Consider the following 24292-nt stretch of genomic DNA (forward strand, 5'->3'; position numbering starts at 1 on the left):
TACTTAACCAAGTTGAACAATATTAAAAATACCCTGCCAATAAAGACAGGGTCAGACTGGAGACAAACTCGTTTTAGGTTTTTAAAATTTGAATGTTGATTTTCACTTCAGGCACTCGCTTTCCGCAGGCGGTCCGCCCTCGGCGCCATTGCGCCTGCGGGGTTCTCCCTTGGACACGCTTTCCCCGCAGGAGTCTCGAACACCCGCTCCAATCAACTTTGTTTTAACATTAAGGTAGAACTTCTTTTGCCTAAAGTCTTTTTTGTTTTGAAATAGAAGGATTTAAAAACTTAATTTTTTCTTAAGGTGCCAACATTATTTCTTGATCGGAATTTTCAAAACCTGACCCCTGGAAATTTCATTGCCATTAAGCCCATTCCACTCCCTGATCAGAGCAATCCCTTCCTGTGATTTGTAGTAATTCATGGAAATGCGAAATAATGTTTCTTCACCTTGAACAGTATGTAAAACAACTTTGTATTCCTCTTTATCCGATTTAGCGGCTTGTACATCTTTCTTTTCTGCTGCTGCTTTCTTTGCCTTTTCCTCAGCTTCTTGCTGTGCTTTGGCCTTTTCTTCAGCTTCTTGCTGTGCTTTGGCCTTTTCTTCAGCTTCTTGCTGTGCCTTGGCTTTTTCCATAGCTTCCTGCTGCACTTTGGCCTTAGCCTCAGCTTCTTCTTTTTCTTTCTCCGCTTCAGCCTTTGCCGACTCTTTTTCCTTTAAGTCCTCTGCCGTTGCTGTAGTTGGAATCGATTCTTTATCTTCCTCTTTTAAGACGACTTGGTCACTTTTAGTAACAGGTAAAGGCCTATCCTGAAAATATGTATAAAGGCTGTAAAATCCAATTGGAAGCAAAATGAAAAATAACGCTAATAATTGTATCATTGGTAGTTTAATCTTCACTTTACTTTTTTTCTTTTTATTCTGGTGGACTTTGCTCCGTTTGGGCAATGATGACTTAGCCTTCTGGCGTTCAATTCGCGAACGAAGTTCACCAGCCTGATCATTTTCTTTTTCATTCTTTTGCACCCGGCTCATTCAAGTCACCCCCTTTCTTGCTAAACCCTCTTTGCTTTTTGTTCCTGATTAAAATACCAAGGATAAAGTCAATCAAAAAGTGGGCCGTTATCGTCACGATGATATTATTAGTCATTTCAAATAGAAACCCGATAAAGAAGCTCAAAACCAAAACGTTTAAAAATAAAAACCAATTAAAAAGGTAACGATAATGAACAGCTGCAAAAATGAGGCTCGTAAGTAGCAAACCAAAATGTGTTTGCAACACTCCACGGAATAATACTTCTTCACTTATCGCTACAACCAAAGCTACGACAAATATCATCGGGTATGACAAATTACTGAAAATGCGTTCATTAATGCCGCCATCATCCTGATAGGAAGATGGTGTCACTTTCATAAGCAATATGTCAATTAACACGACAATGACTCCCGCAGGAACACCAATCAGCAAAATGTTCAGGTCATCAAAGATAAATAAGTCGAAAAAAGCAGAATGGTCCTTAAATAAAATAATACCTAAAAAGGTGGCTAACGTTAAGAGAATAATTTGTGTAAGAAACAAATTATATAGCAACTGTCTATCAGTAAGTTGTTTAATTAATTCAGCTTGCTTATTTTTCATTGCCATTTTCCTTCTTTAGTAAGATATAAGCCAATTCCTTTTTCCAAGTGGAAAAGGAATTGGCCGGATCCACCTTTACTTCCGGCCATACATCAGCCATTTTTTCGGCATCCATCCCACAGATATCACAGCAGATGGGGTTCGCTTCCCGATGCTTTTCACCAAAATAGTCCAGTATCCCTGAACGGCGACATTCCTGTGCATATATCCAGTGAAGGAATTTATGCAGCTTTTCCTGATTCCTGGTTTTCCTCTTTTGACAATACTCTTTCATCTCTGCCACTTGATCCTGATTATTGCCCATAATAAACTGGGTAAAAAAACGGAGCTGGATTTCGTTCAACGAAAAGGATTGCGACAGCTGCTCTTTTTCTGAGGGAGTCAAATTCGCCAGATTCTTTTGTGATTCATTAAGGAAAGAACATACACCATCGATTTGCGAATCCGTAGGCAACTGTTGCTCCATCAAATGAAGGGGAAGCCCTTCATCCCCTTCGCTATATAATAAGACAGCCACACTTTGTTTCCGGTCTCGCCCCGCCCTGCCAATCTCCTGAAGATATGCTTCCATCGTGGACGGGATATGATAATGGATAACATACCTGACATCCGATTTATTCACACCCATTCCAAAGGCACTTGTTGCGCATATGATTTTCAACTGGCCGGAAATGAATTGCTGCTGAATGAGCATCCTTTGTTCCTGCTCCATTCCACCGTGATAATAATTGACACTATCGATCCCGTTATCCTGTAAAAACCCAGCGACAGATTCCGCCACTTTTTTAGAGGAAAAATAAATAATTCCGCTTCCGGTAAATTTCCTGACAAGCTCCAGCACACGGCCTAGCTTCTCATCGTAGCTGAACATTCGCTCGATAATAATGGCAATATTTTCACGATCAACCGATGAAACCATTTCCTCGGCCTGCCCAATGTTAAGTTTAACAACGATGTCCCTCCGGACCTCATCGGTTGCAGTTGCCGTCAGGGCAAGCGTCAACGGATTATTCAGCTCACGCCTCACTTCTCCTAAATTCAAATAATCCGGACGGAAATCGTACCCCCATTGTGAAATGCAGTGTGCTTCGTCTATGACGAACAAACCTATTTCTATAGATTTCAAGGATTTTATCACACCATCGATGCTCAGCATTTCAGGAGATAAAAAGATAAATCGATAACTATGTAACCTATCGAAAGCTTTCCTTTTTTGATTAAGCGTCAAAAAAGAGTTAAGGGTCAATACACTTTTTTCGCCGCTCATCTTCAGCTGATCCGCTTGATCCTGCATTAAAGATAATAACGGGGAGACAATTATGACAGTCTTATTCACCAGATAAGCCGGCAGCTGATAACATAATGATTTACCTGACCCGGTTGGGAGCATCGCTAATGTATGACGGCCGGACATCAATGATTCAACCACTTCCTTTTGTCCAGGACGGAATTTATCAAAACCGAATTTTTCTTTGAGGACTCGTTCTATGTTCATCATCTCTCACCTATTTTCGCAAGTACAAGTCTTATTTGGAAAAAGCTTATTTGTTTATTATCGACCATCTGCTTGATAGCTTTAAGCTTTTTTGTACCAAGTTCCTTAATCGCTTCAGCAATTTCCCTCTCATCCTCGATTGTCACATAATCGGAAATCGGAAAATCCTTTTCCGATAAAACAATTTCTACGAGGTGATCTTCGATGGTGTTGACTTTCAATCTGCGGATTTCAGCTATTTCACCGAGGTTTTTCCCTTCCTGGATGTATCGTAAAGTAGTCTTTGTAGATTGTGTCAAATGAGGATTACCACCTCTTTTCCAATCATTGGTTAATGAGGATAAGAGAGGGTAATCACCACCCGTTTCCATTTCTGCAAGCATTTGATGCAATGAGTCAAGGAATGTATAGCGAACATACTCTTCTTCCGTATTTTTCCTTTTGGCAATCTGTTCAAACGTTAGACCAATCCTGTTTATCCCGGTCAATCTCAAAATGAAAATGTCTCGTTTCATATCACTTTGATTTTCTAAAAGGGATACCAGTTCATCATATAAATGTTGGGCAATCAACGCTCGATCCTGACGATTGGCATGTAAAAATTCCTTTACGAAGAATTGAATTTTGGGATTTCGTTGTATCGGATAAAAACGTCTTTCATTGTGGACAATATGGGATATGGTTTGAATGAGTAAATTTAACCTTCCCCAGAAAACAGGGGTGATATTATGATACTTCCAACCATTTAAATACTCCGGAAAAGGATTATTTTTAAAGTAATCGTCCAACATTCGTTCACCTTGCAAACTAATTTCATATGCATCTGGTTTATCCGTTAAATTAATTAAGTCATGCTTAAGTGAATGTTCAATGTTTTGATTTAATTGCTGACGGGTAAATCGAGGTATTGTCCCAAAAATATCCGTTAACCCGAATAAATGGGCATCTTGGATGGTTTGTGACGATTTCTTACCCTGCAGCATATGGTATATAGCATAAATGGAGCGCTCACCTTGAAATTTTTTTATCGCATATAGAATGATGGCCTGTAGATAATTATTCATGGGACTCACATCCTTGTTTCATTTAACCAATAAACCCATTGTAACAAAAATCTGCAAAAACCGCCGTTATTATTGATGAATACAACGGAAATTATGTGACTAAATGACGAAACATGGAAAGGACCAAATTAATTTTTTCGATGTATTTCGTTGACATTCAGCTACATGATAGTTATTATCAATACAATTTCTATTGAAAAGTTTGGCATTCGGTCTTACAATAAGAAAGAGATAATAATCTGAAATAAAAAGATTATCAGTTGTTAATCAACTTAGGAGGGGTTATATTCATGGCTAAATTTACTATTGTGGATAAAGAAACATGCATAGCTTGTGGAGCTTGCGGAGCAGCGGCACCGGATATATATGATTATGATGACGAAGGGATCGCATTTGTTACCCTTGACGATAACGAGGGTATCGTTGAAATTCCTGATGTACTTATAGACGACATGATGGATGCATTTGAAGGATGCCCAACGGATTCCATCAAAGTTGCTGACGAGGCATTTGACGGAGATGCACTAAAATTCGAATAAAGGTACAAGCCATTTTCAATCGAGAATGGCTTTTTCTTTTGGCCAATGCACATACCAAAAAACAGGCATAAAAAAAACAACCGGATATGGATATCCGGTTGTTTTTTCATATCTATCGTCAATGCCGTTAAGCATTTTTATATAATGTTTGCTTATTGATCCATGTCTGTAATTTAATGAACAGCAACATGAATACAGATGTGATGAGCACGCCTTTAATCACGTTGAAAGGCAAGATTGCCATCGTAACGAACTTTCTTGACTCGGGCGCCGACATGGCATCCCATCCCATAAAGAAGGTATAAGCCGGTAAAAAGACAAAATAGTTTAATACGCTCATGAATACTGCCATGGAAACTGTTCCCGCAAGTAAGGCGAACGTCATTCCTTTTTTTGAATTGATTTTCTGAAATACATAATAAGTCGGCAAGACAAACAGTATTCCGGCTATAAAGTTAGCGATATGCCCCACAGGCACAGCTGTCAGGGTCCCTGTCATGACTAAATCCAATAGGTTTTTAATGAACTCGACTAGAATTCCAGCCATCGGACCGAAAATCAATGCCGCCATCAGTGCTGGTATGTCGCTAAAATCAACATTGAGAAAAGGCGGGAATCCTGGAAACGGGAAATTTAAAAGCATCAATAAATACGAAATGCTTCCCATCATGGCAAGTGAGACCATTTTTTTCACTTTGTTCTTTTTCATAGTTCTCTCTCCTTCTTTTCCGATCTACCTGAAAAAGAGGTTAGGATTCCAAAATATGTTGATGTTCAATAAAAACCCTTTAATTCCAATGGAATTAAAGGGATAAATTAAAGGTTACATCAAACAAACGTTCAGCAAATAAATGTTGAAACGCACTAAGGAACCTCCATCTTCTCCCATCCAGACTATACTGTCGGCTTTGGAATCACACCAAATCCTGCCTTATAAGGCTCGCGGGCTTAGAAGTAGAAATTCCTTCATCACCGCCGGTGGGGAATTGCGCCCCGCCCCGAAGATAGACCTATAAAATTTTTTATACTTCCCATTATATCTGAAATACTTTTTTTTTGATAGCATTTTTTCTCATTTGATGCATGTAGGATGAATATCGATTGTCGCAGTGAACGACTTAAAACAAACAGCGGATTTACAATATGGCAATTCGAAAATTTTTCGCAAAAGGAGCGAAGCTATTTATATCGCCACCTTAAACGGATGATCAGTTGAAAATCATTTATTTAAGCGCTTTCATTCAGATATGCCAAATTGACATTATCAGCATTTCAATTGTAAAATTAACTGAAATTTAAGATAACTTTTTCCTTAGGAAGGTGTTTAGACGTGTATCGGATTTTAGTAGCAGACGCCATTAAACCAGAAGGACTCGGACCGCTTTCAGAGGCATCCAATATTCAGCTCATTCAGAAGACCGTAGAGGAAGCTGCAAACGAACTTGATCAGATCGATGCAATTCTTGTGAGAAGTGCAACAAAGGTTTCGGAAGATTTAATGAACCGTATGCCGCAGTTGAAAATTATAGCACGCGCTGGTGTCGGTGTTGATAACATAGACATCCCCGCAGCGACAAAACGCGGGATTGTCGTGGTTAATGCACCTGACGGCAACACCATTTCAACAGCTGAACATACATTCGCGATGATGGCTTCATTAATGCGCCACATTCCGCAAGCTTATGCTTCATTGAAAAATGGAGAGTGGAAACGTTCCTCCTATACGGGAACTGAACTTCGTGGAAAAACATTAGGCATAGTTGGCTTTGGGCGCATCGGAGGGGAAATTGCCAAACGTGCTAAAGTGTTTGGCATGGATGTCATTGTCTATGACCCGTTCCTGACTGTAGATCGTGCAAAGAAAATGTCCGTAACGGCCCTGCCCTTGGATGAATTGCTTCCTAAAGCAGACATCATTACTGTTCATACACCACTAACGAATGAAACTAGAGGATTAATTAATAAAGAAAAACTGATTACCTGTAAAAAAGGGGTTTATGTACTGAACTGCGCCCGTGGTGGAATTCTAGACGAAGATGATTTATATGAAATGTTAGTTCAAGGGCATGTTGCAGGGGCGGCACTGGACGTTTTCGTCGAAGAACCTCCACTTGGCCATAAACTGCTGGAACTGGACAGCGTCATTGCTACACCGCATCTAGGCGCTTCCACGAAAGAAGCCCAATTAAATGTCGCCGTACAGGTTGCCCAAGAAGTTTTGACCTATTTCGAAGGAAACCCGGTCTCAAGTTCAATCAACCTTCCAGCCATATCTAAAGAAGTGTTTGAAAAGGTACAGCCATTCCATCAACTTGTTCAGCAAATGGGATCAATTGCTTCCCAGTGCATGAATGAAGGAATTCAGGAAATCTCCGTTACATATGCAGGAGAATCTTTGGATTTCGATACCGCGATTCTTACAAAAAGTTTAATCTCCGGCTTTTTAAGATCAAGAGTCGATGCATCAGTCAATGAAGTGAATGCCTTGTTGATCGCAAAAGAGCGTGGCATAACCATTGGTGAAAAAATCTCTACGGACTCTTTAGGTTACTCGAATTTGATCAGCCTTAAAGTAAAAGGTGACAACCGAGAATTAACAATAAGTGGGACCTATATCGAAAATTACGGTTCTCGAATTGTAAGTTTGAATGGTTTCAAAATCGACTTTCACCCAGAATCGAATTTACTTTATATCCAGCATACCGATAAACCCGGTGTAATCGGTAACGTAGGTAAGGTCCTGGGTGATCACGGAGTGAATATCGCCACCATGCAGGTTGGCCGAAAAGAAGCTGGCGGTGAAGCCATCATGGTTTTGAGCTTCGATTTACCATTAGAAGACAACATGAAACAGTTTTTAATGGAAACAGAAGAAATTACTTTCTTGGCCCGTATTTCATTATAAGAAGAAAAAAGTGCCCGCAGCGCGGGCACTTTTTTCTTCTTATAATGCATTCAATTCACTTGGTTCGGTGCTTCGGGCACCATTATGTCTTCAGTTAAATTCAGCTTTCCCACCTCTTCAATAGGAGCATTTTCAAACTTCACTTTTTCAAAACCAAAATCCTTAGCTATGAAGAGTATGGCTTCTAAAGCTTGAAGGGTTTCCTCACTATTTTCAATAACGGCTTGATCTGATAGGTGAATGGTCACAAGATCTCCATTAGAGCTTATCCTTTCCCATTTCAGGTCATGGGGGATTGCAGGTGAAATTCCCTCGATGTCCGCCTCCCCTTTTCCGGCTTGAAGCGCCTCCTCAAAGTCCCGATAACCCATATTGCTTGGAACAAGGAAACTTGGAGAGGACTCATCCCTTTGATAAAGAAGGTATGTGCGTTTTTTTTGATGAGGTATATCCACCTCCTTTAAATATCCCGCATGCGCAAACCTGGCACCTTGCTTACCTTCTGTGGAAAATGTCATTTTCTCTATATTGTTATAGGAAAGCGTTTCTTCCATCGAATGGAGAAAAAGTGTATCTTCAGCCAACAGTCGGCTTTTTTCTGGAAAATCGATATGGGCAGTGTTTATATCGTTTCCTTGGCTAATCTTTATGTCAAGCGGAAAATAGTCAGATAGCCCATATTGCGCTTCATCAATATCGGACATTTGATTAACTAACTGATTCAGTGTATCACTTTCATCATGATGTTTAAGTTTAATTGAAATGGGAATGATGAAATTCATTTGATCATCCGGGACACCCATCGTAATGATCGAGGCATTTTTAAGGTCATCCTGGTAGATCGCTTGTTCAAATGTTTTTTCCTTTTCCCCTTTTCGCGGTTCCATTTCTGAAAACTTGTCTTTGGATTCGATTTTCGCTTGGTTACTCGAAAACTCTTGAGCTTCCTGTTTATCTTCTGAGGGCTTTTCTAGGTTACTTGAATCCTTCCGTTCAAGATCTGACATTTCCTTACTTTCAGATAGAGATAATTTCCCACTGCTGCCGCTGTCTTCTCGACTTGTCGTTCCTTTTTTTTCAATAATGAACGATGATGCCAAAACAACCATTAAGAATAAGGAGGCAACACCCGCGAATATAGGTATCCAGTGTTTCTTCATCTTTTTCTTTTTATCATGTATTCTCGCATATACCTCTGCCTTGGTCCGGTCATCTTTTAATGTCGGAAGCTCGCGCAGCATGTCTTCAATTTCGCTTTCTTTCCAACGGGATCTCCTCAATGCGGTGGCCCTCCTTTCCTGATAAATCTTCCATCAACTTTTTAATGGCCTTTAAAGCTCGGTGCTGGGTCGTTTTTACCTTACTTTCACTCCAATTCAATACTTCAGAAGTTTCCGTAATGGACAATCCCTGAATATATCGTAAAATGATCACGGATCTTTGATTCGTGGTACACCGGTTTAAGCATTGGTAAATATCTTGGATTTCATCGTTCTTGATAGCCACTTCCTCGGGAATGGGCTCTTCATCTTTCAGCAATTGCCTATCCCAATCAAAATTAGGAAAGATTTTGTCTTTCCAACCTTTTTGTTTCCGAAAGTGATCAATCGTCACATTTCTGGCAATCGAATACATCCACGTTTTTTCACTGCTTTTTCCTTCGAAGCGTTCATAGGCCTTCATCACCCGGATATAGACCTCCTGAACAAGGTCTTCGGCGGTTTCTCGATTTTTAGTCATATAAAAAATGAATTGATATATTTCCTGATGATATTTTTCATAAAGATCGTGGAAAACGGAATCCATCATTTCCCCACATCCGTTCATAAATATAGTCGTCAATCCTAAACAAAAGTTACATACTTCGGCTTTAATCTTATTATAAAATTCCGTTAATTTCCACATATCAGGTACTTCTTATTTTGTGTCCTAAAAAAACAAAGACAAGTTGGAAAGAAATCCAATTGCCTTTGTCTTCGCAGTACTTTATGAAACAAGATTATCTGGCGATCCACCTGTCATTCATTCAGCGTTTTCCATAATTCGAGGCAAAATGATACTGAATGTCGTCCCTTTATTAGGTAAACTGTTTACCGAAATGTAGCCATCATGGGCATTGATTATATTTTTTACGATTGCCAAACCCAATCCGGTACCCGAACGGCCGCGGGTCCTTGCTTTATCCGCTTTATAAAACCTCTCGAATACAAAAGGCAGATCCTCTTCGGGAATTCCAGATCCAGAGTCCCTCACATCAATGATCAGTCCCCTTCGATCACTTGTCCTCTGAATGACATCAATGTTACCGCCTGGTGGAGTATGACGAATCGCATTATCAATTAAATTGGTCAAAACCTGTTCAATACGGTCCGGATCGAAATGCCATTGAATCTGATTGTCTTGCAGGCTGGCTGATATTGTAATCCCTTTTTCTTTAGCCAGCCCAGAAAACTTACTTGTAATCCTCTTTAAATATGGAGAAACGGGTACACATTCATAGCTAAGATTCATTTTACCCGATTCTAATTTAGCTAGATCGAGTAGATCATTGACTAAACGTCCCATTCTTAAAGATTCATCATAGATGATGCGGGCCATTTCCACCTTTTCCTCTTCACTGCCCGCAATGTCATCTACAATCGCTTCACTATATCCTTGCAACATTGAAATCGGGGTCCTTAACTCATGGGAGACATTCGCTATGAAATCAGTCCTGAGTTTGTCCATACGTCTTTCATCACTCATATCCCTTATGATGGCCACCGCTCCCCGAATATTGTCGCCATTTGTATATAGCGGACTGACAATCAATCCCCAATTACGGCCTTGCAAGGTAATTTCACCGACTTGTTCCTTATCGAAGGAATCAGATTCATCAAAAAGATTCATCAAAACCAAAGGGACATTCACATTATCTTCCCGGTTATAGCCCTTTTCAAAATACCAGGATTGCAGAAACCTTTCCGCTGGCGGATTCGTTTCAAGAATTGTGCCGTCTTTATTGAAGGTGATGACCCCATCTGCCATACTGCTAAGAATGCTGGAGAGATGTTCCTTTTCCTGACTAAGTGCATTCATATTGAATTTCAGTTGCTTTCTCATCTGATTAAACGCTATGGCCAGCTCACCGATTTCATCTTGAGTCAGTATTGGAACCTTTGTATCAAATTTCCCCCGGGCAATCGCTAGGGCGGCTTCCCTCATCTTCACCAATGGAGCATTGATTCTTGTAGATAAAAAGAAAGCAAAAATCGTTGTCAAAATAATGGCGATGCCTGCTGCCAATAAAATGAACTGTGTAGTGGATTTTGTGGTTTCTTCCATGGACTCTAACGATTGAAATAGGAATACTTCATCCTGTTCCCCATTCAATTCAAGCGGAATGCCTACCACGATTGCGGATAAGCCCTCGTTTCCCGCATCATCCGATAGCGCCATTTCCTTTTTTACAGTCTTTCTTTCCGTAAAAACCTTGAGCAATTCGGGGTCATTTTTAATGAGTTCCGGCGTGATTTCAAACTCATTATCTCCACCGATGGATGAGAATACCATTTTGTCATCATTAAGAATGATCATTTTCGTTTCATTGCCTATTAATTCCGAAGCTATTTGTAATACCTCATTGCTGGATCCCTGATGTTCATTGGTCACCTTAATGATTTGTTCAGCCGTTTTGGTTAAATCATTTTCAATATTTTCAATTTGGAAATTCTCAAAGAATTCGACCAGCAGAACGGTTAAAACAATTAATACAAACGACACGAGCAATAGGATCGTTGCCCATAGCTTCCCTACAACACTGCCCCATAGCATCAGTCATTAATGACTTCGAACTTGTAACCTACACCCCAAACGGTCACAATCATCTTGGCTGCGTTTTCGGATATGCGGTTTAATTTTTCACGCAAGCGTTTAACATGCGTGTCTACAGTTCGAAGATCTCCAAAGAATTCATAGTGCCATACTTCTTTTAACAATTGCTCCCGGTCAAAAACCTTATCTGGGGATTTCGCCAAGAAATATAACAATTCATATTCTTTCGGTGTTAATGAAACCTCTTTGTTATCAGCAAGTACACGGTGGGCATCATTATCTATTGTTAGATGCGAGAAGACGATCACATCTTTTGCCGTCGTTTCCGCCTGCATGTAACCTGTGCTTGAAGAGCGACGCAATAAAGCTTTAACCCTTAACACGACTTCACGGGGACTGAACGGCTTTACGATATAATCATCGGTCCCCACTTCGAATCCTTGAACACGGTTCACTTCTTCCCCTTTAGCCGTCAGCATGATAATTGGAGTCGTTTTCTTTTCCCTTAATTCACGGCAAACTTCGATTCCATCTTTCCCAGGCATCATAATATCCAATAAAATTAAATCATAATCATTTTCAAGGGCTTTTGTTAAAGCCATATCTCCATTTTCAGCTTCATCGATTATGTATTCTTCCCTTTCCAAATACATCTTTAGCAGCCGGCGGATTCTTTCCTCATCATCCACCACGAGAATTTTAATAGCGTTATACATTATGTAATCAGCCTCCTATCATATATTCTACAAAATGAATACTTCCATGACTAATACTTTTTCCTTACATCATACGATAAAGAGCCGATTTCACAAGGCTTCCATAAACCTTTCACCATTTTGTCACAAAAAAGACTCCGACCGCCCATCAAGAATGGATAATTGCTATTTCACCAAAATATTCCCATTGAATAGGATTGACAGAAAAAGGGATCATTTTCTAGAAAAATCGATAAGCCAACTCTCGACGTTTCTATCAAAAGACCCCCTTCATCTAAACATTACAATACAGAATCAAGCATATGAATGCAAACCAGCAATAACAAGATTGACGAAAATCAGGTTAAACATGATGATGGCAAAACCGATGACGGCAAGCCAAGCCGATTTTTCCCCTTGCCACCCCTTTGACATCCGCAGATGCAAGAAAGCCGCATAAAACAACCAAGTAACCAATGCCCAGACCTCTTTCGGATCCCAGCCCCAGAATCGTGTCCAGGCCACTTGGGCCCAGATCATTGCAAAAATGAGGGCACCGAGTGTAAAGATCGGAAAACCGATAAGGACCGAACGATAACTAATCTCGTCCAATAAATTCAAATTCACATTTTTAACGATCGGTTTAATCAAAGCTGCCACTCTTTTGCGAGCAATCAACCTTATTAAACCATACAGGACGAGTCCCATGCCGAATGACCAAAGAACAGTATTCAGTTTCTTGGCATTGATCAGTGCAGGCATGTCCACCAGCGGTTCAAATCGATCCGTCTCGATGAGTTTCCCTTCATTGGGACCTACCAATGCCGGCAGGTTGAATTCCTGTTTGACTTCGGCACCTTTTTTATCGACCCAATCAAAATTCGCCTTATAATCCATGGCAGCAAAAGAAGAAGTGATGATGACGAAACCGATGGTGCAGACTAATGTGAACATGATGACTTCAAGCCAGAACGTTCTTTTGCTTGATTGTGTCTGATCAACGAACTTGATTAAATAAATGATGGCAGTAACGAAACTTATGGCAAGGATTGACTGTCCTGCCGCTGCAGTCGTTACATGAATATGGAGCCAATCACTCTGCAAAGCAGGGATGAGTGGCGAAATTTCTGTAGGGAACATACTTGCATAAGCGATTATCAATAATGCTATCGGTAAAGCGAATAGCCCAAGGGCAGGTGTTTTATAAAGAAAATAAATTAATATGAAAGCACCGACCAGCATCATTCCGAAAAAGGTCGTAAATTCAAACAGGTTACTTACCGGGGCATGGCCGGCAGCAATCCATCTAGTGATGAAATACCCAATTTGCGCCGCAAACCCGATAATGGTGACGAAAATGCCCAGTTTTGCCCATTTGTTTTGTTTCTTTTCCTCCGCACCGCGTTTATCCTTGATCGATCCCCCGAATAAAAAGGTAGCGATCAGATATAAAATGAAAGCTGCATATAAAAGGTTACTGCTTAATTCAGCCATTTAAAACTTCCCCCTTACTAGAAGATTTCTCCTCTTCAAGTTGATCCATTGGTTCGGAAAGTGATGTTGATTCTATCGCTTGTTTTATATCTCTTTTAATGCCGTGCCAGTTTTTGTTTGTATGGCCGGCCAAAAGTATCTCATCATCTTTCCTCTTGATCCATATACGCCGATGATTCCAATAAGACCCTTGGACAACGCCGATCATGAAGATGATTCCACCCGTGAATAAGATCCAAAGGGTTAAATCCTTCCTGACGGTCAAAGCCGTGACATCTTGGGTTTCCACACCATTAAAAGCCATTTTATAAGTGTTTTCCCCTAAAGGCTCAACAGTCTCCTTAATCGCTACGAAACTGACTTCACCCTCTGGCTTATCCGGAGTATGCATCTTAAAGATAAATGCTGGATTATTCGGAATCTTCGATATCGTTCTAGGTTCGCCTTTTTCATCGAACTCGAAATCAGGGAAGTAACTGATCAAGTCAACGGAATATCCTTCTTTCAACTCGTATTTCTTTTGAGGGTTGTTCAAATCAACCTTTAAGCTTCCATATTTCTCTTCGGTTTTTTTATTTATCAAATTAAAAGCCATCGTACTGAGCTCATCCAATTTATAGTCTACTTGGTAAAGGGCATAATGATCATGTTTCAGAGGTTCATTGACTTTGATTTTATAATCTTTAAGCTTATCAAGGTCCACTTTTTCCCCTGGTAAGGTTTCTCCCTTGCGCTCATAGAGCGTAACATCGGATTGATATGTTTTTGCGATCGTACCGGTTTTATCAATTGCAGCACTGTACTGCTTATCTTCTTCACTCTCTTTGTCATACACCTCTAAGGTAAATTCATTATTCTGAAGATAGTATTCACCATTTGTACCGGGGATTTCTTTCCTCTCGCCTTCACGCAGCCAAAGTACTTTGTCGATATACATCCCAGGGACGGAACGCAATAATGCTCCAATTAAGAAAATGATAAGTCCAATATGATTGACATAGGGTCCCCAACGTGAAAAACGGCCTTTTTCGGCAAGTATATGACCGTTTTCCTCTCGTATATGATAACGCTGCCTTTTTAGTCTATCCTTTACTTCTTCAAGGTTTATATCGTGTTCTTCAAGCTTTGTCACCCCATAAATCCGCTGACGTTTCATGAAACCGTCATGACGTGTGACCCCTTGCTTTTTTAACGATCGATATAACGGAAAGAACCGGTCGATACTGGCAATCAATAGTGATATGCCCAGCATGCCTATGATAATCAAATACCACCATGAACTATACAAGTTATGAAACCCGAGTTCATAATACACCCTTCCGAACCAGCCATATTCCAGTTCATAATGCTCTGCAGGCGTCGCGGTTGAAGGGATGTACATTTCCTGGGGTAAAATCGTCCCGATAGCTGAAGCGATCAAAGCAATGACAATGAGCGTCACCCCGACCTTAACGGAAGAAAAGAAATTCCATATTTTATCGATGATCGTTTTTTTATATGTTTGTGAACGCCTGGCACTTCCTTCATATCTCATATCAATAAGCTTGTTCTCTTTTTCGTTACCAAGCACCATTCCGCATTTCCCGCATATCTTTGTGCCAAACGGATTTACATGACCACAATCGCATTTTACTTCTTTCATGTCAAAAACTCCCCAATATTATGGTTTAATTCTCTCCATATGCTTTTGGATGCTCTCTTCTGTCAAAGCTCCGGTGATGATATCTATCACTTTCCCCTCTTTATCAACCAAAAAGGAGACAGGCAATATATCCACGCGGTAAGCATTTTCCACTTCCCTACCTTTATCGATCATGACAGGAAAGGTAAGGTCATGCTTTGTAATGAAATTATTGACAGCATAGTCAGATTCCCCGACGTTAACGGCCAATATCTCAACGCCCTGGTCTTTAAAGTTTTTATATTGATTTTCCATATAAGGCATTTCATATTCACACGGCTTGCAATATGTACCCCAAAAGTTCAGGAAGACGCCTTTTCCCTTGTAATCTGAAAGTTTATGCTCTTTACCTTCCATATCAGTCAAGACGAAATTGGGTGCATCGGATCCTTTTCTCAGGCTTTCATTCTTATCTTTAGTGAAGTTCGTATAAAGGGCAAACACTAAAGCTGCACCTAAAAGCAGGAGAATGATGGTTCTGCTAATGAGGCGTCGCTTCTTTTTATCCATAGAGATCCTCCTAAGGCCACACTAAATTTAACCATACCATTATACCATTTAACGCCATGTCCTTTATATTTACATTTCTGAAGGTTTTGTGACATTCTTTCCCGAGTCATGAAGGAAAAGGTATTTACAGGTTGTTTTCCACCACCCATTTCTTCCAGGGGAAGAATGGGGTAGTGGTTTCAACCTATCAATACAGGCAAAATACTAGCTTACATTCTCCGCTGTTTAGGCTCGGTCGTTGCTAAAGTCCGCATTAATTTAACTTCATGTGGAGTCAGCTCCCTGGAATCCCCTGCAGTTAAACCATCCAAGGTCAAGAAACCATATTGCTCCCTCTTCAATTTAATGACGGGATGGCCAATTGCTTCGAACATCCGGCGGACTTGCCTATTCCTGCCTTCATGTATTGTGATTTCAACTATGGCCGTTTCCTTTTTCTTGTCGGTAGACAATACTCTTGTCTTGGCCGGAGCAGTCTTGCCATCCTCCAACTTGATTCCCTTATCCAGCTTTTTCAAGCTTTCACGCAAAGGCATCCCTTTCACTTTTGCCACATACACTTTATCCACTTCATGCTTCGGATGCATTAACGTGTTTGCAAATTCCCCGTCATTGGTTAAAATCAACAAGCCCGAAGTATCGTAATCCAAGCGGCCAACTGGATAAATCCGTTCATTGATGTAAGGGAAAAAGTCCGTTACGACTTTTCTGTTCTTATCATCAGAAACGGCCGAAATGACGCCTCGCGGTTTATAGAATAGGAAATAAACCGGAGCTTCTTTTTCAAGCGGGACTTCATTAACCTCAACCTTGTCATTAGGCCCCACTTTCACACCTAATTCCTTCACTACTTTACCGTTCACTTTCACCTTACCTTCTAAAATCAACTCTTCTGCTTTACGGCGGGAAGCCAGTCCAGCATGTGCTATCACCTTTTGTAATCGTTCCATCTATCTTCACCCCATAGTATAATCATTCGTTTGTTATTGTCTATACATACACAATCATACAATTATTACATATTGAGAGGCAAAAACAAAAGGTTTTTCGCGATTAAGAGCTTTTCTTTTATTATTACACCAATAATGGGACGGTTAAATGGGTTGGTTTCCATAATGAGTGTAACATAGCTTATTTTTCCATACAAAAAAATGTTTCTTTTGATGAAAGTTTGAATACACCTTAATAATGGATGGCTGCTTTTAAGAAAAAAGACAAAAAAAAAGAAATGGAATCGTCCATTTCCCTACCTTTTAATTCATGCCGAAAACCAGTGTGACGACAATAACAGCAGCTATGATTCCGATCAAGTCTGCCAAAAGGCCGACCTTAAGGGCATCACCCATTTTTTTGATTCCGACGGCTCCAAAATAAACGGTCAATACATAGAAGGTGGTATCCGTACTTCCCTGAATCGTGGCAGCCAAGCGGCCAACAAAGGAATCCGGTCCATAAACCGATATCAGGTCGCTGGTGATTCCTAAAGCCGCTGTTCCGGATATTGGTCTAATAATCGCAAGGGGTAAAACCTCAGACGGAAAATGAAGAAGGGAAAGCAAGGGGTTTAGTGATTGTACAATGAAATCCAAGGCCCCTGATGCCCTAAATACTGAAATCGCCACAAGCATCCCTACCAGGAAAGGAATAAGGGAAAAGGACATGTTGATTCCTTCTTTCCCCCCCTCAACGAAGGTCTCATAGGTGGGAACTCTTTTCAATGTGCCATACAGTAATATTCCGAGGATCAAAACCGGTATCATCCAAATTGAAATGGTGGTCATCCAGTGCAACATCCTTATTCCCTCCCGTTCCTCTTTCTCCTGTAATAAAAATATCGATCTATCGCGATTCCTCCAACGGCAGAAATGGCCGTTGCTATTATGGTCGGAAATACGATGTCCGTCGGGGAGTGGGCATCGTAGTTCATGCGGATCGCAATGACAGTGGTTGGAATCAACGTTACGCTTGAGGTATTGATTGCTAAAAAAGTGACCATCGAGCGGCTGACCGTTGCTTTTCCTCCATTTAGTTTCTTAAGCTGTTCCATGGCTTTTATACCAAGAGGCGTAGCTGCATTCCCCAACCCGAATGTGTTTGCCATCATATTGGAAAGTATATACCCCATAGCGGGATGATTAGGAGGCACTTCAGGGAATAGCCATCTCATGAACGGCTTGAACAAGTTGGATAGTTTATCTAACAGCCCCGATTCCTCCGCAATTTTCATCAAACCCAGCCAAAAGACAAGTATGCTCATCAGTCCCAGGCAAAGGGTGACCGCTTCCTTTGCGCTGACAAATAGAGCTTCATTGACCTGATCCATCGTTCCATTAACCATGCCAAAGACGATACCGATCACGAACATCCCGACCCAAATGTAATTAACCATTGCGTCCGATTCCCAATACCGCTTCAAATACTTCAGCCCATGAAGATTGGAATGATTGTTGCTTGAAGCTTTCTTTTGCTTCCCCATAAAAAATTGACCGAGTTCCTATTTTCTTCCCATCAAGATAGATGGATGCTCTGCCGACAACTTCCGGGATTTTCCTTTTATCATCCCAAGCCTTCTGGGGCTTCAACAATTTCATTTTCACTTTGACCAATTCTCTCTCTTCGTTTGTCAGTGGGTATGAAAAATCTTTTTTAATATAGACATGTCCTTTATATATTTTATTTTCCATGTTTTCCACCATGCCTGCGGGTAAAATTTCTGTTGGCTTATAATCCTTAAAGGCCGATTCGTACATATGAATATGATCATTCCAATCATCCGGACCATTCAATGTCACAGCAATCAGGTCATGCTCGTTTTTTGTTGCCGTCGTGACCAAGGTACGTTTTGCTAGTTTCGTATACCCTGTTTTCCCCCCTGTGCAATACTCATATAATTGTGTAAGTAGGCGATTTTTGTTCTTCCATACATAATCCCATTGTTCTGTGGAATTAGGTGCCCTGTGTTCCTTTGTACCGGCAATCTTCGCATACGTTTCATTTTGCATGGCATAACGAGTGAGAATGGCCATATCATAGGCGGTTGAATAATGGTTCTTCGTATTATCCAAACCATGTGGATTTGAAAAATGGGTATCCGTCATCCCTATTTCTTCCGCCTTTTGATTCATCATCCAGACGAATCCATCCAGGCTTCCGCCAACCTTTTCGCTGATTGCCACTGCTGCATCATTACCTGAACGAAGCATCAAGCCATATACCAAATCTTCGAGCTTAATTTTTTCTCCTACTTTTAAGTAAAGGGAAGATCCCTCCGTCCCGAAGGCATTGCTGCTCACCCTCACTGTCTCATCCATCTGTCCCGATTCAATAGCCAAGATGGCCGTCATTATTTTCGTAATGCTTGCTATGCGATTCTTTTCATGAGCATTCACTTCATAAATGACCCTTCCGCTATCCTCATCCATTAAAATCGCGCTATGGGCACTTACGGATACATTTGCATAGGCGCTTTGTACAGGTGCCATAAAAGACAACAGGAGAATGACGATACACAAACTCGATAACCCTTTATATAGAAAACGCATGAGTGCCCCCTCGTCTCTTTACTTGTTTTTGTACAAGTTTATGCAAAGGGACAAGGGTTATGAATAAAAGAATCTAAACCTTGATGTTATCCACTGTTTTCAAGGGAAGTTTTCCAAAAAAAAAATCGATAGGGACTCCTATCGATTTAGTGTTCTATTATACTAATAGTGCAGCAATTTCATCAATTTTCTTAGCTCCGAATACCACTTGTTCATCATTGATGATCATGGCCGGCACGCTCATGACTTTATATTTCTTCTTGATTTCCTGGAAATTGCTTATATCGACCATTTCAGCTTCAACGTTAGGGTTTTCAATCGCTATGCGCTGTGCACCCACAACAACGTCTGGACAGTAGTGACATGACAAGGAAACCATGACCTTAATGTTCGCTTTTTTACTGATTCCCTTAATTGAATTCAATACGGCTGAATCCAATGCTTGACCAGGTCCAGCCAGGTTATAGATGGCCAAAATGAAGGAATTCAACTCATGGCCGCCTGGTACACCGTGGAATTTGACGCCACTGTATTCACCATTTGAATTTAAGAGGGCAACGACAGGGAACTTATCCGCATTGATTTTTTCTTCGATTTCCGCATTTTCCCCTTTGTTGTATAACTCAAGATGAAGCTTATCTCCTAATTCCGCAACATCCAACAGGAAGTCTCGCAATTCTATTGATTTTGGCAAACTTTCATCGACAATGGAAACCATAGTAACGTCGCTCTCCATCTTACCGAAGATTCCCTTTAATTGGCCGCGTAACGCATCACTTAATAAAGCGCTCTTGCCTGCTGGGACAGCTGCCTGTTCTTTTTTCGCCGGTTTTTCAACTTCAGGTTCATCCTTGATTCCCAGGCGATCTTTTTCTTCCTCAATATATTTGCCGGCATCCGTTGCTGCAATCGCTCCATCGGATACAGCTGTGATAATCTGGCGCAAGGATTTTGGCCTTAGGTCGCCCGCCGCATAGACACCATTCACATTAGTCTTCATATCATCATCGGTTAAAATGTAACCAGCATCATCCATTTCGATATGGCCCTTGAATATCTCTGTTTTCGGCTCGTAACCTATGAAAACGAATACGCCAAACGTATTGTCTTCTTCCTTCGCCTTATATTCAAATTCTTCTTTGGTAACGTTATTGATGAAACGTGCACTTTGAATCATCCCGTCTCCATGAACCCCAAGGATTTCCGTATTGAATTTCACTTCAATCTTATCATTTGCCATTACTTTATCAACAATGGACGGGGCACACGAGAAGCTTGATTCACGGGCGATGATTGTGACTTTTGTAGCAAAACGTGTCAGGAATATCGCTTCTTCAGCGGCTGCATATCCTGCCCCGATAACGAAAACTTCCAACCCTTCAAAGAATTCACCATCACATGTTGAACAATAAGCTACACCGCGGCCAGTGAATTCCTCTTCACCTGGAAATCCTAGTGTTCTTGGAGAAGCACCCGTTGCAATGATGACGGCGCGTGCATGGTAGTCACCGCCAAGGGTTTTAACGACTTTCACCTCACCGGAGAAATCCACACCCGTTACATCAGCTTTGGCGAACTCAACGCCAAAGTCTTCGTTTTGAAGCTTCATTTCTTCAACTAACCTAGGACCCGATATATGACGGATACCAGGATAATTGGCTATTTCCGACGTAGTTGCAGCTTGACCGCCGCCAGTGCCTTTTTCAAGAATTATCGTCTTTAGCTTCGCTCTTCCTGCATAAACACCGGCTGAGAGGCCTGCAGGACCGCCGCCAATAATTAATAAATCATATATTTTTTTCATCTTTTGTGCTCCTTGCTGAATGATTATAACGTGCTAAACTGATTATTTTCAAAAACAAAAGGCACTTATTTTAGGTAAGTGCCTTTTGTCATTGTATCATGTCGGACGATTTGTCCAGTAATCGTAATCAATGCTGGGTATGTCCATTACCTGTAGAAATGGGCCCTCCCATTAAAAATTAAAGTTTACCTACAAGGTCTAGGCTTGGTTCAAGAGTATCTTCACCTGGAGTCCATTTTGCAGGGCAAACTTTATCTCCATGTTCCGCTACGAATTGTGCAGCTTGAACTTTCCTTACAAGTTCTTCGGCATTACGGCCAATTCCTAAATCATTGACTTCGTATGCTTTAATTTGTCCTTCTGGATTTACAATGAAAGTTCCACGTAGAGCCAATCCATCTTCTTCGATCAATACACCGAATTGACGGGATAAAACGTTTGCTGGGTCAGCTAACATTGGATATTGGATTTTACCGATTGTATCAGTAGCATCAGCCCATCCTTTGTGGCTGAAATGAGTATCTGTTGAAACTGAGTAAACTTCACAACCAATTTCCTTGAATGTTTCATAGTTATCTTGAAGATCGGCTAATTCAGTTGGACATACGAAAGAGAAGTCAGCTGGGTAGAAAAAGAATACTGCCCATTTCCCTTTAACATCTTCAAGTGTAACTTCTTTGAATTCTCCTGCATGGTAAGCTTGTACTTTAAAATCTTCAACTTGTTTATTGATCAATGACATAATAAATTCCTCCAATAGCTATTTTTTTATCTGCTCCTGTTTATAATAATTATTAAATAGAAACTAGTCAATAAATATACCTTAATAATTTTTAAGTTCACAAATTGGTCACAGTTTTTATATTAATATAAATTAATTATTTTTAAAATCCCATAGTACTTCAAATTAGCATTTTCAACACATTTCCAATATTATTTCTAGGTTTCAACTAAGACAAATGCTCATTATTTCGTGAGATGATTTCCTCTCCTTTTCAATCTAATTATAATATCCAAATGAGAATCATAAGTCGCTTTCTAATAAAATTTTCAGGTCTCCTACATATCTTTCCCATATTTCCCCTAAAAAATTCTTGTTTCGAAATTTCAATCAAAAAAAAACGAACCTTGACGGCCCGTTTAGTTGTAATTGGTTCTCCAAAGACATTTCTATATTTTATCAGTTATTGCTTTTTCCAAATAAGCTTTTTCGCTTCGGTGAACCTTACGGCTATTTTCGGCCAGTTTACAACGTCCCACCATTTGTCCACATAGCCTGCCCGATTATTTTTATATTGCAGGTAATAAGCATGTTCCCATACATCAAGAACAAGGATTGGGATCGTATCCCACTGGGTCAAAACCATGTGCAATTCCGATTGAAGTATTTCTAGCCGCCGCGCACGCGGAGACCAGACTAATATCGCCCAGCCAACACCTTCTACTTGTTTGGCAGCCTCACTAAAATGACTTTTAAAAGCTGCAAAGCTTCCAAAATCCTTCTCAATCTGTTTAAGTAAATCCCCCCTTGGCTGTCCGCCCCCTCCCGGAATCATCACTTCCCAGAACAGCGTATGGAGATAATGCCCCGATCCATGAAAGGCTGCTTCCTTTTCCCAATGTTTCAACAAGGAAAAATCATTCGTTTCTCTCGCTTTTTTCATCATCAATTCCGCTTTATTCAGACCATCGACATATGCTTGATGATGCTTATCATGGTGCAGATACATGATTTCCCTTGAGATCGTCGGTTCCAACGCTTCATAGGCATAAGGTAACGGCGGTAACGTATGCTTCCCAATCGGCACTGATTGCCTTTCCTGTATATTGAATTCTCTAGCGAGTTCTTCAATTTCCTCGTAGACCCGAGCCATCTCTTCTTCAATCAGGACCATATCCTCATAATCCATTTCTTCCTCATCCATATTCTTTGCCAACCCGGAAAGCCGTTCAATATTTGACAGCAACGGCGAATCGGTGATATCGATCTTCTCAAGATATTCCATCACTCCATCAACCCAATCACTTACCTCTTTAGCATAATCTTTTACCTCTGACATCTTGCAACCTCCCCCTATTCCCATACACATAAATCATCAAAGTATTTTATGTATCGATTAAGCGGAGATTCCATTTATAGCTAAAAAAACAGCAAGGCTTATTATGCCTTGCTGTTTCATTATCTTGACTGCAACATTTTCGTCCGGTAATCCGTTTCATAAAACTCCAATTCTTCACGCATGGTCTGGAATCCACTTTCCACGGCCTTCAGAATGGATATTATGCTGTCAGGGACACTTTGGTGAAATTTAATCGAGTTTTTTCCTGTATAGGCAGATCTGCTGTCCTCAAACCACCGATCTGATTTTGGGGAAAAGTATTCTTCGATACATTGATGATAAACTCTATAAAGCGTCTTTTCAGCTGCAGCTTTATTGAAAACATCATTTTTCAGAACGATTTGGCAAGCCTCCAAGCCCTCTTCACAACTTACAAGCATTCTTCTTAAACTTGAAAGGATTCCTTTATAATAGGTTTCATCCCCGCTTTTTTCTTCTTGCAGCTTAGAATAGGTCGTCTCATTTATAAATTCTTCCAGTTGAGCCACTGTCGTTTCTAAAAAGCCCTTTACATCCTCAAGCTGAGATTTTACCAATGTATTCCCCAACCGTGAACCCTCCTCAAATTGATTAAGATTGAATATAATAGTCAACATGTGATTCTATATCATATGGTTTAGCTTGGTCAATAGATATAAACACTTTCTCCAATTTTTCAAAATCTATATTTTCGAAATAACCAGCCAGCTCTTTTTCTGCATTTATATATATTCGTTTTCGGTTAACCAGGCCCGGGTCTTTGAGTAGACAGACCATGGCGATGATGTCAGCCATATAAATATCTCTGTTAGGGCTTTTGAATAGGGGGTTGGCGGGATATGGGGTCCAGAGAGTGACCATCTCATCAAAATAGCGAAGATACAGTACATTCAGCGTCTTTTCTTCTCCATCCTTTATGTATTGTATAACGGATCGATTAAAGAAGTCCTCAGGTGAATTTGACTTTTCCTTTTCAAGCCCAAATCCATTGCATGCTACAATTCGCACC

Annotated in this window: 23 protein-coding genes and 1 riboswitch; of the genes, 2 read left to right on the plus strand and 21 right to left on the minus strand. The window is 40.5% G+C overall.

Annotation, left to right across the window (positions count from 1 at the left end; all coding sequences use genetic code 11):
* Positions 1-315: 315 nt before the first annotated feature.
* The 4 genes from NYE65_RS02570 to NYE65_RS02585 are packed head-to-tail and all read right to left on the minus strand — an operon-like array spanning position 316 to position 4201.
* Positions 316-1038, minus strand: coding sequence for a LysM peptidoglycan-binding domain-containing protein (locus tag NYE65_RS02570; protein ID WP_340859773.1), 723 nt, complete (start codon positions 1036-1038; stop codon positions 316-318).
* Positions 1016-1642 carry a CPBP family intramembrane glutamic endopeptidase gene (locus tag NYE65_RS02575; protein ID WP_340859774.1) on the minus strand — a complete coding sequence of 209 codons (627 nt, stop codon included), beginning with the start codon at positions 1640-1642 and terminating at the stop codon, positions 1016-1018. Before NYE65_RS02575 ends, NYE65_RS02570 begins: the two co-directional genes overlap by 23 nt.
* A complete protein-coding gene (locus NYE65_RS02580; RefSeq protein ID WP_340859775.1) occupies positions 1632-3137 on the minus strand; it encodes a RecQ family ATP-dependent DNA helicase in 1506 nt (501 codons plus the stop codon). The genes NYE65_RS02575 and NYE65_RS02580 overlap by 11 nt, the downstream gene beginning before the upstream one ends.
* Complete coding sequence (locus tag NYE65_RS02585; RefSeq protein ID WP_340859776.1) at positions 3137-4201, minus strand: helix-turn-helix domain-containing protein; 1065 nt, start codon at positions 4199-4201, stop codon at positions 3137-3139. Before NYE65_RS02585 ends, NYE65_RS02580 begins: the two co-directional genes overlap by 1 nt.
* 290 nt (positions 4202-4491) lie before the next feature.
* On the opposite strand from NYE65_RS02585, the gene NYE65_RS02590 reads away from it, so the two are divergent.
* A complete protein-coding gene (locus NYE65_RS02590; protein ID WP_034308087.1) occupies positions 4492-4740 on the plus strand; it encodes a ferredoxin in 249 nt (82 codons plus the stop codon).
* A gap of 127 nt (positions 4741-4867) precedes the next feature.
* Here the strand turns inward: NYE65_RS02590 and NYE65_RS02595 are convergent, their stop codons facing one another.
* Positions 4868-5449: an ECF transporter S component gene (locus tag NYE65_RS02595; protein WP_340859780.1), complete on the minus strand. Its 582-nt coding sequence runs from the start codon at positions 5447-5449 to the stop codon at positions 4868-4870.
* 164 nt (positions 5450-5613) lie between these two features.
* Positions 5614-5750: riboswitch (FMN riboswitch) on the minus strand.
* A gap of 320 nt (positions 5751-6070) precedes the next feature.
* Between NYE65_RS02595 and serA the strand changes: the two genes are divergently transcribed.
* Complete coding sequence (serA, locus tag NYE65_RS02600) at positions 6071-7645, plus strand: phosphoglycerate dehydrogenase (RefSeq protein ID WP_340859781.1); 1575 nt, start codon at positions 6071-6073, stop codon at positions 7643-7645.
* Positions 7646-7695: 50 nt separating this feature from the next.
* On the opposite strand, the gene NYE65_RS02605 is transcribed toward serA, so the two are convergent.
* The 16 genes from NYE65_RS02605 to NYE65_RS02680 all read right to left on the minus strand — a co-directional run bounded on the left by NYE65_RS02605 (position 7696) and on the right by NYE65_RS02680 (position 24291).
* Positions 7696-8925, minus strand: coding sequence for a hypothetical protein (locus NYE65_RS02605; protein ID WP_340859782.1), 1230 nt, complete (start codon positions 8923-8925; stop codon positions 7696-7698).
* A complete protein-coding gene (gene sigX / locus NYE65_RS02610) occupies positions 8891-9451 on the minus strand; it encodes an RNA polymerase sigma factor SigX (RefSeq protein ID WP_053537311.1) in 561 nt (186 codons plus the stop codon). The genes NYE65_RS02605 and sigX overlap by 35 nt, the downstream gene beginning before the upstream one ends.
* Before the next feature lie 216 nt (positions 9452-9667).
* Entirely contained in the window at positions 9668-11461 is a 1794-nt protein-coding gene (locus NYE65_RS02615) for an ATP-binding protein (protein ID WP_328176877.1), read from the minus strand.
* Positions 11458-12174 (minus strand): response regulator transcription factor, encoded by a 717-nt coding sequence (locus NYE65_RS02620; RefSeq protein WP_328110351.1) that lies wholly within the window; start codon positions 12172-12174, stop codon positions 11458-11460. The genes NYE65_RS02615 and NYE65_RS02620 overlap by 4 nt, the downstream gene beginning before the upstream one ends.
* Positions 12175-12468: 294 nt before the next feature.
* The gene (gene ccsB, locus NYE65_RS02625; RefSeq protein ID WP_034308099.1) at positions 12469-13647 is read right to left on the minus strand and encodes a c-type cytochrome biogenesis protein CcsB; all 1179 of its coding nucleotides are present in this window, start codon (positions 13645-13647) and stop codon (positions 12469-12471) included.
* Positions 13640-15289: a cytochrome c biogenesis protein ResB gene (gene resB / locus NYE65_RS02630; RefSeq protein WP_340859783.1), complete on the minus strand. Its 1650-nt coding sequence runs from the start codon at positions 15287-15289 to the stop codon at positions 13640-13642. The genes ccsB and resB overlap by 8 nt, the downstream gene beginning before the upstream one ends.
* Before the next feature lie 18 nt (positions 15290-15307).
* Positions 15308-15838 (minus strand): thiol-disulfide oxidoreductase ResA, encoded by a 531-nt coding sequence (gene resA / locus NYE65_RS02635; RefSeq protein ID WP_034308103.1) that lies wholly within the window; start codon positions 15836-15838, stop codon positions 15308-15310.
* A 209-nt stretch (positions 15839-16047) separates the two neighbouring features.
* Entirely contained in the window at positions 16048-16788 is a 741-nt protein-coding gene (gene rluB, locus NYE65_RS02640; RefSeq protein WP_034308106.1) for a 23S rRNA pseudouridine(2605) synthase RluB, read from the minus strand.
* Between the two features lie 303 nt (positions 16789-17091).
* Positions 17092-17619 (minus strand): spore maturation protein, encoded by a 528-nt coding sequence (locus tag NYE65_RS02645; protein ID WP_376708005.1) that lies wholly within the window; start codon positions 17617-17619, stop codon positions 17092-17094.
* Between the two features lie 14 nt (positions 17620-17633).
* Positions 17634-18227, minus strand: coding sequence for a nucleoside recognition domain-containing protein (locus NYE65_RS02650; protein ID WP_063575727.1), 594 nt, complete (start codon positions 18225-18227; stop codon positions 17634-17636).
* Positions 18220-19380 (minus strand): D-alanyl-D-alanine carboxypeptidase family protein, encoded by a 1161-nt coding sequence (locus tag NYE65_RS02655; protein WP_340859786.1) that lies wholly within the window; start codon positions 19378-19380, stop codon positions 18220-18222. Before NYE65_RS02655 ends, NYE65_RS02650 begins: the two co-directional genes overlap by 8 nt.
* Positions 19381-19537: 157 nt before the next feature.
* Positions 19538-21184: an FAD-dependent oxidoreductase gene (locus NYE65_RS02660; protein WP_063575725.1), complete on the minus strand. Its 1647-nt coding sequence runs from the start codon at positions 21182-21184 to the stop codon at positions 19538-19540.
* Between the two features lie 178 nt (positions 21185-21362).
* The gene (gene ahpC, locus NYE65_RS02665) at positions 21363-21926 is read right to left on the minus strand and encodes an alkyl hydroperoxide reductase subunit C (protein WP_034308115.1); all 564 of its coding nucleotides are present in this window, start codon (positions 21924-21926) and stop codon (positions 21363-21365) included.
* 442 nt (positions 21927-22368) lie between these two features.
* Positions 22369-23244 carry a superoxide dismutase gene (locus NYE65_RS02670; protein WP_057278753.1) on the minus strand — a complete coding sequence of 292 codons (876 nt, stop codon included), beginning with the start codon at positions 23242-23244 and terminating at the stop codon, positions 22369-22371.
* 119 nt (positions 23245-23363) lie between these two features.
* Entirely contained in the window at positions 23364-23852 is a 489-nt protein-coding gene (locus tag NYE65_RS02675; RefSeq protein ID WP_034308117.1) for a YpuI family protein, read from the minus strand.
* A 22-nt stretch (positions 23853-23874) separates the two neighbouring features.
* Positions 23875-24291 carry a hypothetical protein gene (locus NYE65_RS02680; RefSeq protein ID WP_034308118.1) on the minus strand — a complete coding sequence of 139 codons (417 nt, stop codon included), beginning with the start codon at positions 24289-24291 and terminating at the stop codon, positions 23875-23877.
* Position 24292 lies beyond the last annotated feature (1 nt).

Source organism: Peribacillus sp. FSL R5-0717 (assembly GCF_038002945.1).
Lineage (GTDB): Bacteria > Bacillota > Bacilli > Bacillales > DSM-1321 > Peribacillus > Peribacillus frigoritolerans.